At 69.0% G+C, this 13,133-nt stretch carries 7 protein-coding genes and 1 pseudogene; all 8 read right to left on the reverse strand.

Annotated features, from left to right (window positions below; translation table 11 throughout):
• Nucleotides 1-155: 155 nt before the first annotated feature.
• The gene (locus RS85_RS05385) at nucleotides 156-1,544 is read right to left on the reverse strand and encodes a glycosyltransferase (RefSeq protein ID WP_235282344.1); all 1,389 of its coding nucleotides are present in this window, start codon (nucleotides 1,542-1,544) and stop codon (nucleotides 156-158) included.
• Nucleotides 1,545-1,552: 8 nt separating this feature from the next.
• Nucleotides 1,553-3,139 carry a glutamine-hydrolyzing GMP synthase gene (gene guaA, locus RS85_RS05390; protein ID WP_046012414.1) on the reverse strand — a complete coding sequence of 529 codons (1,587 nt, stop codon included), beginning with the start codon at nucleotides 3,137-3,139 and terminating at the stop codon, nucleotides 1,553-1,555.
• Nucleotides 3,136-3,624, reverse strand: coding sequence for a DUF3817 domain-containing protein (locus RS85_RS05395; protein WP_046012415.1), 489 nt, complete (start codon nucleotides 3,622-3,624; stop codon nucleotides 3,136-3,138). The genes guaA and RS85_RS05395 overlap by 4 nt, the downstream gene beginning before the upstream one ends.
• Before the next feature lie 253 nt (nucleotides 3,625-3,877).
• Nucleotides 3,878-8,521: an ExeM/NucH family extracellular endonuclease gene (locus tag RS85_RS05400; protein WP_052703421.1), complete on the reverse strand. Its 4,644-nt coding sequence runs from the start codon at nucleotides 8,519-8,521 to the stop codon at nucleotides 3,878-3,880.
• Between the two features lie 238 nt (nucleotides 8,522-8,759).
• A complete protein-coding gene (locus RS85_RS05405) occupies nucleotides 8,760-9,518 on the reverse strand; it encodes an SURF1 family protein (protein ID WP_152642333.1) in 759 nt (252 codons plus the stop codon).
• 58 nt (nucleotides 9,519-9,576) lie between these two features.
• Nucleotides 9,577-10,692 (reverse strand): GuaB3 family IMP dehydrogenase-related protein, encoded by a 1,116-nt coding sequence (locus RS85_RS05410; RefSeq protein ID WP_046012499.1) that lies wholly within the window; start codon nucleotides 10,690-10,692, stop codon nucleotides 9,577-9,579.
• A gap of 61 nt (nucleotides 10,693-10,753) precedes the next feature.
• Nucleotides 10,754-12,248 (reverse strand): annotated as a pseudogene (locus RS85_RS05415) (ATP-binding cassette domain-containing protein).
• A 288-nt stretch (nucleotides 12,249-12,536) separates the two neighbouring features.
• Nucleotides 12,537-13,088, reverse strand: a complete 552-nt coding sequence (locus RS85_RS05420) for an OsmC family protein (RefSeq protein WP_046012500.1) — start codon at nucleotides 13,086-13,088, stop codon at nucleotides 12,537-12,539.
• Nucleotides 13,089-13,133 lie beyond the last annotated feature (45 nt).

The raw sequence follows: 13,133 nt of genomic DNA on the forward strand, positions 1-13,133 counted from the left end.
ATCGACATCAGCGGGAGAAAAAGCTTCTCGGCGGGTGTTCCGGTCGCAGTTCGGGCCGTCTGCGGGCGCGGCGGGCGGCACGAAATGCGACCGGAGATGCGGCGAGCGGCAGGAAGCGCGCCCGGAGTGAGGGCGCGGATGCCGGAACGGGCGGGTCAGCGGCGCGAGGGGCGCGCGACAGCGTCCTGGATGACCGCACTGAGCGCCGCGAGCGAGCGCTCGGGGCTCCAGGCCGCCGCGATGCCGGGTGCCTCTGCGCTCAAGCGCGAGAGCTCGGCGGGATCGCTCAGCAGACGGCCGAGAGCGTCGGCGAGAGCGTCGATGTCGCCGTCTGCGACAAGCACTCCTCCCCCGGCTTCCAGGACATCGCGGATGCCGTAGCGCACGTCGTACGAGATGACGGGGGCCCCGTGCAACAGCGCCTCGACGACCCCGAGCGGCTGGCCCTCGAACGCCGTCGACGTGACGACGAGTGAAGCGCGGTCGAGGACGCGACCAGGGTCGTTCGTGTACCCCGCGAGCACCACGCGATCCCCCGCACCGAGCTGCTCGATCAACTCCTGCAGCATCGACTGCTCGGGACCGCCGCCCCAGATCTCCATCCGGGAACCGGGCACATCGGCACTGAGGAACGCCCGGATCGCGTGATCGACGCGCTTACCGGCAGCGAGGCGGCCGAGCATCACGACCAACCCGGGTTCGCGCAGATCGTCGCGCGGCTCAACAGGCGTGATCGGGTTCGGGACCACCTCGTGCTGCCCCGCCTGACCGAACCGCGCCACGACATCGTCGCGCTGCGTCGCGGTCGGCCAGATCACGGCGTCGAACCGGTCGGCGAGCGCGAACCAGCGGCTCCACAGGGCGTTGATCGGGGCGTCGGGCGTGTACGGCGCCTCGAGATGGATCGTGTGGATCGGGTGGACGATGCGCACGCGAGGATCCGACCAGTCGGCGATGAGCTCGCCGATCTGACGCGATTCGCAGATCACCACGATCGTGCGGTCGCCGAAGGCTGCGGTCACATGCTCGAGCCAGGCCCGGTAGAGCCCGCGGAACCCGGCGACGCCGCCGACCACGCCACCCGAGGCGTCATGGACCAGCACCGGCTCGCCGGTGAGGTGCCAGTCAGGGTTGCCGGGGATCACCGGCAGCGCTGCGAACGGACGCCCCTCGGCATCCTCGAGCACGCGGTACTCGAGCGCGGGATCGGCGGATGCCCCGGCATCCGCTGCCTCCAGCAGCCAACCGGCGGCCCCGCCGACGGGCGAGACCGCCTCATCGAAGAGGTTGCGCATCCGCGAGGGATCGGCCAGCGCACCCTGCGAGACGAAAGTCTGACGATGCTCGGCGTGCGCAGCGCGCGTGCCCGGATCGAAGGTGAGCAGCTGAGGGCCTCTGCCATCGCCCGCCCCCGCGCCGGCGAGCAGCCGGGCGCGCGCGAGGGTCGCGATGGTGTATCCGCCGTCGAGCCCGGGGATCAGACGACTGGACAGCACCAGGTACTCGGCATCCGGAAGCGCTCCGGTCGCCGACTGCGGGGACACGGCGTCCCCTACTCCCACTCGATGGTTCCCGGCGGCTTCGACGTGACGTCGAGCACGACGCGGTTGACGTCGCGGACACCGTTCGTGATGCGGTTCGAGATCTTCGCCAGCACCTCGTACGGCAGCCGCGTCCAGTCGGCGGTCATGGCGTCTTCACTCGACACCGGGCGCAGCACGATCGGGTGCCCGTAGGTGCGGCCGTCGCCCTGCACGCCCACCGAGCGCACGTCGGCGAGCAGCACGACCGGGCACTGCCAGATCTCCTGGTCGAGACCGGCCTTCGTCAGCTCTTCACGGGCGATGGCGTCGGCCTCACGCAGAATCTCGAGACGGTCAGCGGTGACCTCACCGATGATCCGGATGCCGAGACCGGGCCCCGGAAACGGCTGGCGGCCGACGATCGCCTCGGGGATGCCGAGCTCGCGGCCGATCGCGCGAACCTCGTCCTTGAACAGCGCACGGAGAGGTTCGATGAGCTCGAAGTCGAGGTCGTCGGGGAGGCCGCCGACGTTGTGGTGCGACTTGATGTTCGCGGTGCCCGCGCCGCCGCCGGACTCGACGACGTCGGGGTACAGCGTGCCCTGCACGAGGAACTTCACCGGAGCGCCGCCCGAAGCCTTGGCCTCGGCGACCAGGTCGAGCTGGACCTTCTCGAACGCGCGGATGAATTCGCGGCCGATGATCTTGCGCTTCTCCTCGGGGTCGGTCACGCCCTTGAGGTGACCGAGGAACGTCTCGGCCGCGTCGACCGTGATGAGCCGCACGCCGGTGGACTCGACGTAGTCGTTCTCGACCTGCTCGCGCTCGCCCTTGCGGAGAAGACCGTGGTCGACGAAGACCGCGGTCAGCTGGTCGCCGATCGCCTTGTGCACGAGGGCGGTCGAGACCGCGGAGTCGACGCCACCGGAGAGTGCTGAGATGACGCGGGCGTCGCCGACCTGCTCGCGGATGCGCTCGACCTGCTCGGCGATCACGTTGTCGCTGTTCCAGTCGGACGCGAGACCCGCTCCCTTGTGCAGGAAGTTCTCGAGCACGCGCTGGCCGTGGTCGGAGTGCTTGACCTCGGGGTGCCATTGCACGCCGTAGAAGCCGCGCTCCTCATTCGCGAACGCCGCGACCTTGGTGGCGTCGGTGGTGGCGAGCACTTCGAAGCCCTCCGGCGCCTTCGCGACCTGGTCGCCGTGGCTCATCCACACGTTCTGCGCCATCGGCTGCCCGCCGAGCAGGGTTCCGCCGTCACCCGAGATGACGGCATCCGTCGCACCGTACTCGCGCAGGCCGGTGTGCGCGACCTCGCCGCCCAGGGTCTGCGCCATGTACTGGAAGCCGTAGCAGATGCCGAGAGTCGGGACTCCGAGGTCGAACACCGCGGGGTCGAGGCGCGGAGCGCCCTCCTCGTACACCGACGAGGGGCCGCCGGAGAGGATGATCGCCACCGGGTTCTTGGCGGCGATCTCGGCGGCCGTGGCGGTGTGCGGCACGATCTCGCTGTAGACACCCGCCTCACGGACGCGACGGGCGATCAGCTGCGCGTACTGCGCGCCGAAGTCGACGACGAGCGCAGGACGCTGCTCGGTCTCGGAATGCTCGGTCAACGGACACCTTCCGGGGCATTGTTCGCGGTCGCTGAGCTCGACGAAGCGTCGGCGGCCTCGCGGGTGGCGAGATAGGTCTTCACGTCGCGAGCGACGATGGTCTCCATGATGAAGGAGAGGAGCGGGATGACGCCACCGAGGGCGAGCAGGATGAACCGCAGGAACGGCCAGCGCATCAGGCTCCACATGCGGAAGCACGCGAACAGGTAGACGACGTAGAACCAGCCGTGCGCCACGAGGATGAAGAGCGACAGGTTGAACCCGTCACCGGTCGACTCGAGGCCCTCGGGGCCCTCGACGACGGGCGCGAACCACAGCGGTCCGCCGGACCCTCCCGCGAAGAGCTCGAGATGGATCGGCGTGTACTTCAGCACCATCTCGGCGACCAGCAGGAGCAGCATGACTCCGGTGATGATCGACGCGATCTGGTAGAACCTCAGCGCACCGCGGATCGCCGGAAAGCTGGCGACTTTCGGTTCGGGCATGAGTCCAGTCTAGACGGCGCGGACTGACGTTGATTCAGATGTAGAGGCCTGGTCTGGCTGGAAGACCGCGCCGCCGACTTCTGCGGCCGATCCGAAGTTCTGCGGCCCCACCGCGTCCATGTGGCCGCAGGAATTGCGATCGGCCGCAGAAGTTGCGGGCCGCAGAAGTTGGGAAGCGCGAAGCCGCCTGAGCACGACGAAGGCCGCCGGGGTCTCCCCCGACGGCCTCCGTCATGTCATCCTGCGAGCAGGATCACCACCATCCGTTGAGCAGGTCCCAGAGCCAGTCGAGGATGTCCCCGATCGCGCCTCCGATGCCACCCGCACGGTTGACGGTGACCGTGGCTGTCGCCTCGTCGCCGTCGGCCTGCGAGACCGCGACCGTGTACTTGCCCGGCTGCGCCTTCTTGGGCACGGTGACCGAGGTGGTGAAGGTTCCGTCGTCTGCGACCTGGACGGTGCCGACCTCGATCGGCGCCCCCTTCTTCGGTCGCAGCTCCACGGTGACGGTCTCTCCCGGCTGGTAGCCCTCCCCGGTGATCGCGAGCTTCTTGCCCGCCGCCACCTTGGAGGAGCCCAGGACGATCGTGCCGGCGAACTCCTCTTCACCGGCGATCGTGAACGGCACCTGCACGGTCGTCCCGGTGCCTGCAACGGCGACGGTGAGCTGCTGCTCGCCGAAGACGCCCGACGGCACCGTGAACGTGAGACTCGCGCGTCCGACCTCGTCGATCGCGTCGACGACGGCCGGGTCGATCGCTCCGGCCGCGAGCTGCGTGCCGCCCAGGGAGAGCGTGACCTCGCCCGGGGCGGGCTCGCCCGCGCTGAAGGCCAGCGAGGAGAGCGACACGGTCACCTGGTCGCCGGCGCTGTAGCCATCGGCATCCGCCGGGCTGACCACGACGCCGACAGCGCGCTGCGCGTAGTCGGGGCTCGCGGTCTTGTTCGCGTCGAACCACTCGACCATGGACTGCAAGTCGATCTTGCCCGTGTCGCGCTTGTCCGCACCCTCCTTGAAAGTGGCGAAGTTGTCGCCACCCCCGGCGAGGAACGAGTTGGCCGCAACCGTGTAGCTGCCGTTCGGATCGACCGGCGTGCCGTCGAGCGTGATCGAGGTGATCCTGGAGCCCTGTGCCCCCGCGGGGTCGTACGTGTAGACGAGGCCCTCCGACACACCGAGCTTGAGGAACGGCCGCGCCGCGCCTGCGGGCTGCCACTGCTCCTCGAGCACCTTCCTCAGCTGCTCGCCAGTCAGCGTCAGCGTCACCAGAGTGTTCGCGAACGGCTGGACCGTCGCGGCCTCCCGGTACGTGACGTTGCCCCCGGGGTCGGTGGCTCCGCTCGAGGCGTAGGTGAGGTTCGCCCGCAGACCACCCGGGTTCATCAGCGCGATGTCCGCACCCGTCGACCACTTCTGCACGTCCGCCACGAAGTTGCCGAGCGTGGACTCGCCACCGCGATTCTCGGTCGTGCCGTCGCTCTGTCGAGCGCGGTTGAAGTCGGCGGTGATCTCTCCGACCTTCACAGCGCCCAGCACGTCGGCCTCGGCCTTCGCCTTGGCGACGATCTCGGCGACCTCCGGGACAGCCGGGTACAGCGGCTTGCCGGCGGCGGTGAGGGGCTTGATCTCGTTGGTGATGGAGATCAGGTCCTTCGTCTTCGGGTCGACCTGGATGTTCATCAGGCCCAGGTTCTCGCCGTATTGACCGGCCGAGACGACGGGACGACCATCGATGACGTGGTTGTACGGGAGGTGCGTGTGTGCCGAGACGATGGCGTTCACGTCGTCGTCGACCCCGTACACGATCTCGCCCAGCGGGGAATCCGGGGTGATGGCGCCCACGTCAACGCTCTCGGCACCTTCGTGCACGAGCAGGATGACGACATCCGCTTCGCCGTTGGACGCGTCTCCGTCGCGCAGGTCGTCCGCCACGGCGTTCACCGAGTCGACGATGCCGCGGACTTCGAGATCGGCGATGCCCTCGGGCGCGACGAGCGAGTCGAGGTCTTCCGTGACAGCGCCGACGAAGCCGACCCTGACCCCGTCGAGGTCCTTCACCCAGGCCGGTGCGAGCGCGGGCTCGCCCGTCTCTGTGACGAACACGTTCGAGGCGATGTACTCCCAGTCCGCGCGCTGCTGCACGCGATCGCGCAGGTCTTCCCAGCCCAGGTCGAACTCGTGGTTGCCCGGGGCGCTGACATCGAGACCGGCCGCGTTGAGTGCGTCGATCGTCGGGTTGTCGTCGTTGATGAACGAGGTGAACGTCGAGGCGCCGAACAGGTCGCCGGCTCCGGCGAAGATCGTGTTCGGGTTCTCCTCACGGAATTGCTTGACCGCGCCGGCCAGGACCGCAGCCCCCGCCGCAGCGCCGTCGGCCTCGATCCGGCCGTGGAAGTCGTTGACCGTCACGACGTCGATGCTCACCGGCGGGATCTCTGACGAGACGCCGACGATGATCGGGTCGTGGTCGCTGGAGCGATAGGGCGTACCCGCCTCGGTGGCGCCGAACGCGTAGCCGCGGTCACTCCACTCCGGGGAGTTGATGCCCCACACGCCCGCGCCTGTGATCGATGCGGTCAGCGACGGGGACGCGATCACGTGGTCGAGCGAGCCGAGCTCGCCGTCGAACGTGTACGTGTACTGGCCGGCAGCTTTGTCGGCCGCCAGGTCGCTCCACCCCTGCGAGGTGAACACGTCGATCGGGTCTTCCTTGCCGTAGGCGTTGAAGTCCCCGATCAGCAGCATGTCACTGCTGCCGCTGGTCTCCTCGAGCTCGGTGGTGAAGGCCAGGAGCGAATTCGCCTGCTTCACGCGGTCGGCGTTGAAGAACCCCTGGCCGTCGGCCGGCTCGGCGCCGGCGCCCTCGGGCGGAGACTTCGACTTGAAGTGGTTCGCGACCACCGTGACGACGCGGCCGTCGATGTCGAACGCCTGGGCGATCGGCTCGCGCGCGTTGCCCCAGACGGTCTCGTCCGTGACGGTCGCGCTGTCGCCCACCGTGTCGACGGCATCCTTCTTGTAGATGATCGCGTTCGTGATGTAGTCGGTCGTGGGGGCGGCGTTCAGCGCGGCAGGCGTGGGGACGTAGTCCCACACCTCGCTCCCCGCATCCTCGTTGAGACCTGCGACCAGATCCTTCAGCGCGGAGTCGATCGGCTTGCCGAGCTTCACCGAGTTCTCGATCTCCATGAGCGAGACGATCTCGGCATCCAGCCCGTTGATCGCCGCGACGATCTTCGACTTCTGGATCGCGAACTGCGAGGCGTTCGCCGCGCCGCGTGCGTCGGAGTTCTCCGACTTCAGCGTCGTGAAGTAGTTGTAGACGTTGAACGACGCCACCTGCACATCGCCGCCGACCTCGGGGGCCGTCTCGGTCCGCGGGTTCGTCGCCTCGAAGCCGACCTTCAGGTCGGCGGGCGAGGCGTCGTCGATCGGGACGACGGGCTGAAGGCGCCAGTCGTCGAAGCCCCACTGCAGGACGTAGCCGTTGTCGCTGAAGTCGACGACGTCGCCGTTGCGGACCACCGTCTCCTTCGTGAAGTACGGCTGCGCGCCGGGGTGGGCGTTGTTCGTCACCTGGACGGACCAGCCGTCGTCGAGCAGGACGCGATTGGCGCGGTTCGCCGTGGCGATGGCCGTGGCGGCCTCACCCGGACGCGTGGTCTCGGTGCTCTTGACGTTGAGGTCTGCTCCGGCGTTGAGCCAGAGGGTGCCGAAGTTGAAGAGCTGGTGGCTCGAGGCGAGGCGGTAGGTGCCCTCCGGTGCGACGTACATGTTCTCGTACTGCTCACGGTCGGCTCCGCGCACGGCGTCGGAAAGCGGCGTGACAGCGGGGACTCCGGCGCCCGCCGTGAGCACCTTGACGTCGGTCACTGCTCCGGGGTTCAGCTGCGTCTGACCGAAGTACTCGCCGACCGAGCCGGTCACCGAGACGAGGTCGCCGATGGCGAGCGTCGGCGCGAGCGCGTTGAGGAAGACGAAGACGCCGTCGGAGGCGCCGGGCGTCGCGTCGGTCGCGCCGCCCGTGCCCTGCGTCTGGATGACGATGCCCTTGTAGCCGCCGGTGCGGTAGTCGGCGGTGACGACGCCCTCGACCGTGACGGTCTGACCGCTCAGCGGCGAGACGTCGGTCGTGCCCTGCACGTCGGCGATCGTGGCCGTCGTGGGCTCGGGGTCCGGATCGGGGTCGGGGTCGGGGTCCGGATCGGTGCCGCCGGTGCTCTGCGGGGTGATCGTCGCCGACAGCGTGAAGTCGGCGCTGTTGTTGTCGGTGTCGACGCCGCCGGTGCGGTTGAGCGACTTGACGTCGGTGTTGCCGGCCGGCGCAGTCGCCGCGGCGGTCTCGAAGGTGTTGGAGGTGCCGTAGCCGAGCACATCGATCACGCCCTCGACGCCCGCGACCGAGCCGGGCGTGAGCGTGACCGCGGCCGTGCCCTGCACGAGAGCGAGGGTGCCGTTGGTTCCGCTCGGGGTCAGTGTGCTGACGGCGTCCGGCGAGGGCAGCTCCGCGCCGTTCGCACCGTTGCTGTTGCCCTGCACGAGGTAGTAGCCGCCGGCCGGGATGACCCCGGTGAGCGGCGCGACGCCATTCGAGGGGCCAGTTCCTGTCGCGGAGCGATACTGCAGCGACATGCCGTCGAGGGTGATCGGCGCGGCGGTCGGGTTGTACAGCTCGACGAACTTGTTCTTGAACGCGGCTCCTGCGCTGCCTCCGGAGAGATACGCCTCGTTGATCACCACCCCATTCCCTGCGGGATCGGCGAATGCGGGCACGGCGGTCAGCGAGCCGAAGCCCAACGCTGCCACACAGGTCACGGCGAGAGCGCCGAGGCGCCCCCTGCTACTACGGTGCGCGACGGGGACCATGCGGCCCTCGTCTCGTGGAGCGGACATCATCGGTGCTGTCTCCTCGGTCGGTCGTGCGACATCTCTCATGAATCTGTCGGCGCGCACCGGGGTCTCCCAGCCCGCACACATGTTGCGAGCATACGAAGCGGTTCCGACATCCTCAATGGAGTTTTCCGATTGGACACCGATCGCTCACCGGATGGCCGCAGCGACCCCCGACGAAGGTCCCTATCGCGATATTCCGGCGCGCAGGTGCGCATCCGATCCCGCGCAGATGCGCGTGAAATCAGGCGGATTCTGCGCCACGCGCGTCGTCGAACTCCTCGACCTCGCGCTCCCACGCATCCTTCGCCAGGCGGTACCAGAGATAGAAGGCGAAGCCGGCGAAGATCGCCCACTCGACGGCGTAGAAGATGTTCAGCCAGTTGACCGGGGACTGCTCCTCCGGAGCCGGAGACGAGATGTCGACGAGCCCCGCCTCAGCCTCGGTCGCGGCGAGGTACGGACGGTACACGTCGAGCTGCTCGGTGTCGTGCCAGCGACTCAGGAGCGCAGCCGTCGACATCCGATCCATCCGGTCCGGCTCGCCCCGCGGCGGGACGCTCGGTCCCTCATCCGAGATGATGCGCCCGGTGACCTCGGTCTCCGTGCCGGCAGCCTCGGCTTCGAGCTCGGCGATCGCGGCATCCGCCGTCTCGCGATCGGGAGCCCAGCCGATCGCGACTGCGATGGAGGTGCGGTCCGCCACACGCAGCTGCCCGGTGACCCAGTACCCCTCGACATCGTCGTTGAACCGGCTCGACACGATCAGGAAGTCCCCGCCCACCCAGGTTCCCGAGGTCTCCACCCGCTGCCCGACGAGCGGTTCGGGAAGGTACTCCGCCGGTGCGACGACGTCGGCGAGCGGCCGCACCTGCTCGGTCGCGCCGGCCGGCGGCGGATCAGTCTCGATGGCGCGCTCCAGTTGCCACTGGCCGAGCCACGCGAACACTCCGGCGACGACGAGGCAGAGCAGCAGCATCCCGATCCACCGTCCCCGGAGCATGACCTCTCGAAGGGTCGGCGGGAACTGTGCGGGAGCTGTCACGGTGTTGCGCGAGGCCTCAGGCCTCGTACGGAGCGAGCACGACCTCGACCCGCTGGAATTCCTTGAGGTCCGAGTAGCCGGTGGTCGCCATGGACTTGCGGAGGGCCCCGATGAGGTTCGCGGTGCCGTCGGCGACGGGCGCGGGGCCGTACAGGATCTCCTCGAGCGTGCCGATGCCGCCGACCTCGACACGGTGGCCGCGCGGCAGCTTGGCGTGAACGGCCTCAGGGCCCCAGTGGAATCCGTGACCGGGAGCGTCGGTGGCTCGGGCCAGCGCGACGCCGAGCATCACGGCATCCGCTCCCATCGCGAGCGCCTTGACGATGTCGCCGGACGTGCCGACGCCGCCGTCGGCGATCACGTGCACGTAGCGTCCGCCGGACTCGTCGAGGTAGTCGCGGCGGGCGGCCGCGACATCGGAGACGGCGGTGGCCATCGGCGCGTGGATGCCGAGCGTGGCGCGCGTCGTGGATGCCGCGCCTCCGCCGAAGCCGACGAGCACACCCGCAGCGCCGGTGCGCATGAGGTGCAACGCCGCGGTGTAGGTGGCGGCGCCGCCCACGATCACGGGGACGTCGAGGTCGTAGATGAACTTCTTGAGGTTCAGCGGCTCGTCGACGCTGGACACGTGCTCCGCAGAGACGGTCGTGCCGCGGATGACGAACAGGTCGACTCCGGCGGCGGCGACGGTGTCGTAGTGCTCCTGTGTGCGCTGCGGCGTGAGAGATCCTGCCACCGTGACACCGGCTTCGCGGATCTCGGCGAGCCGACGCGTGATGAGCTCGGGCTTGATCGGCTCCGAGTACAGCTGCTGCATGCGCACGGTCGCCTGCGCGTCGTCGAGCCCGGCGATCTCCGCGAGCAGGGGCTCAGGGTCTTCGTAGCGCGTCCAGAGGCCTTCGAGGTCGAGCACGCCGAGTCCGCCGAGCTGCCCGAGCATGATGGCCGTCCGGGGGCTGACGACCGAGTCCATCGGCGCGCCCAGCACGGGGATGTCGAAGCCGAAGGCATCGATCGTCCACGCGGTCGAGACATCTTCGGGGTTGCGCGTGCGCCGAGACGGCACCACCGCGATGTCGTCGAACGTGTACGCGCGGCGTGCGCGCTTTCCTCGGCCGAGCTCGATCTCCATGGTCACCGGTCCAGCCTACCCGGCGGTCGGACACGGCGTTTCCTGACCTGCCACCCCCGACTCACCGCGCCCGCACTACCCGTCGCTCGTCCCACACCGGCGCGTCGGACTCATAGACCTCGCCGTCCGACCCGAACACGAGGAACCGGTCGAACGACCGGGCGAACCAGCGGTCGTGCGTGACCGCGAGCACGGTTCCGTCGAAGCGCGTGAGCGCGTCCTCCAAGGCCTCGACCGACTCGAGGTCGAGGTTGTCGGTCGGTTCGTCCAGCAGCAGCAGCGTGGCGCCGGAGAGCTCCAGCAGCAGGACCTGGAAACGCGCCTGCTGCCCGCCGGACAGCGACTCGAAGGTCTGCTGCGCCTGGCGGACGAGCCCGTAGCGGTCGAGCGCCGAGCTTCCGGCATCCCGCGGCATCCCCGCGCGCGAGCAGCCGCAGGAAGTGCGACTTGCCCGACCCGTTCGAGCCGAGCACGCCGATGCGATCGCCGTACCAGATCTCGGCATCGAAGGGTCTCATGAGCCCGGTGAGCTCGAGCCCGGAGGCGACGACGGCCCGTTTGCCCGTGCGGGCACCTCGCAGGCGCATGTCGAAGTCCTGTGCAGGTGGCCGCTCCTCGGGCGGGCCTGCCTCCTCGAACCTGCGCAGCCGTGTCTGCGCGGCCTGATACCGCGACGCGAAGCCGTCGTTCGCCGATGCCTTCACCTTGAGGGTCGCCACGAGCGTGCGCAGCTTCTCGTGCTGCTCGTCCCAACGCCTGCGCAGCTCGTCGAGCCGGTCCATGCGGTCCGTGCGCGCCTGGTGATAGGTCGCGAAGCCGCCGCCATGCACCCACGCGGTGGATCCGGCGCCACCCGGCTCCAGCGTGATCAGCCGGTCGGCGGCGCGCGCCAGGAGCTCGCGATCGTGGGATACGAGAAGCACCGTCTTCGAGGTCCGCCGCAGCTGCTCCTCGAGCCAGCGCTTCGTGGGGACGTCGAGGTAATTGTCCGGCTCGTCCAGCAGCAGCACCTCGTCGGGGCCTCGCAGCAGCGCCTCGAGTGCCAGGCGCTTCTGCTCGCCGCCCGAGAGCGTTGTGAGCTCCCGGTGGTGCGCACGTTCGAAGGGCATACCGAGGGCTGCCGTCGTGCACTGATCCCACACCGTCTCGTGCTCGTAGCCACCGGCATCCGCGTACTCCGCAATGGCCGACGCGTACGCCATCTGGACGTCGTGCTCGTCGCGCTCGATGAGCGCGTTCTCGGCCGCCTCGAGGGCTTCCGCCGCCGACCGGATCCGCCGAGGGGCGACGCTCACCAGCAGCTCGTGCACCGTCTGCCCGGCGCGGCCGTGTCCGACGAACTGATCCATGACGCCGAGTCCGCCATCGATGGTCACGACGCCGTCGTCGGCCTTCTCATCACCGCGGATGATGCGCAGCAAGGTGGTCTTCCCGGCGCCGTTCGGTCCGATCAGCGCGCTGGTGGAGCCGGCCCCCACCCGGAACGTCGCCTCGTCGAGAAGAGGTCTGCCGTCGGGGAGCGTCAGAGAGACTGCGGAGACATCGATGTAGCCCACTGTGCGAGGCCGTCCTTCCGCCCGCGAGCAGCGAGCCGACCAGGCTATCAGTCCACTACGGGCGCGGTCGATCCGCGGTCACCCGGCCTCGTCTTCGGCGACCGCCGCGGCCCGACGCTCAGCGAACAGCGATTCTGTGACTGGTGCTCCCTCGAGTTGCGACCGCACCAGGGCCTTGGCTTCTTCACGCGAGAAGCGCCGTTCATCGTCGCTAGTCGGTCGACGCGCCGGAGTGTCCATACATAGAGCGTGCCACCGACGGGCGCTCCGTGGGAAGGAGCGCTCAGGTCAGGCGAGCACGCTCTTCGTCGGAACCGGGTTGGCGAAGAGGTCGAGCACCGGGCAGTGCGCGTCGACCGTCTGACGCAGGTTCTCGTACTGCTCCGCGCTGTCGGGGCCGCTGATCTCTACGGTCACGCGGATGTCATGGAAGCCGGCACGCCCCGACTCGTCGATGCCGAAGAGCTTGCGCACGTCGAGGTCTCCCTCGGCCGTGATCTCGATCTCGTCGATCGTCAGGCCGAGGGCCTGAGCGTAAAGGCGATACACGACCACCTGGCATGACACGAGGGCACCCAGCGCGTACTCGACCGGGCTCGCCGCGACATCGTCACCCGCGAGCGCACTCGGCTCATCCACGAGGAAGCGGTGCTTGCCCGCACGGATCTCCGTCGCGACGGATCCGATGCCACGGCCGCTGACCCGATAGGTCAGCTGTGCGTTGCCGGCATCCGCGGCGATGCGTTCGTTCCACCCCGCCCCCGCCACGTTCAGGCGCTGCGTGCGCTCGGCGGGCGAGACCTCGGAGACGGTGGTGATCTGGTCCTGGAGAAGAGTCATGCGGCGACCGTAGCTCGGGCGGCGCGCCGCACGCGCGGGCGCCGT

The sequence above is a fragment of the Microbacterium sp. SA39 genome, from assembly GCF_000967865.1.
Lineage (GTDB): Bacteria > Actinomycetota > Actinomycetes > Actinomycetales > Microbacteriaceae > Microbacterium.

What these genes read in the sequence shown, in the direction of transcription:
- RS85_RS05395 (WP_046012415.1), bottom strand. Translation starts at nt 3,624, where the DNA reads ATGCCCGAACCGAAAGTCGCCAGCTTTCCGGCGATCCGCGGTGCGCTG.
- RS85_RS05405 (WP_152642333.1), bottom strand. Translation starts at nt 9,518, where the DNA reads ATGCTCCGGGGACGGTGGATCGGGATGCTGCTGCTCTGCCTCGTCGTC.
- RS85_RS05410 (WP_046012499.1), bottom strand. Translation starts at nt 10,692, where the DNA reads ATGGAGATCGAGCTCGGCCGAGGAAAGCGCGCACGCCGCGCGTACACG.
- RS85_RS05420 (WP_046012500.1), bottom strand. Translation starts at nt 13,088, where the DNA reads ATGACTCTTCTCCAGGACCAGATCACCACCGTCTCCGAGGTCTCGCCC.
- RS85_RS05400 (WP_052703421.1), bottom strand. Translation starts at nt 8,521, where the DNA reads ATGATGTCCGCTCCACGAGACGAGGGCCGCATGGTCCCCGTCGCGCAC.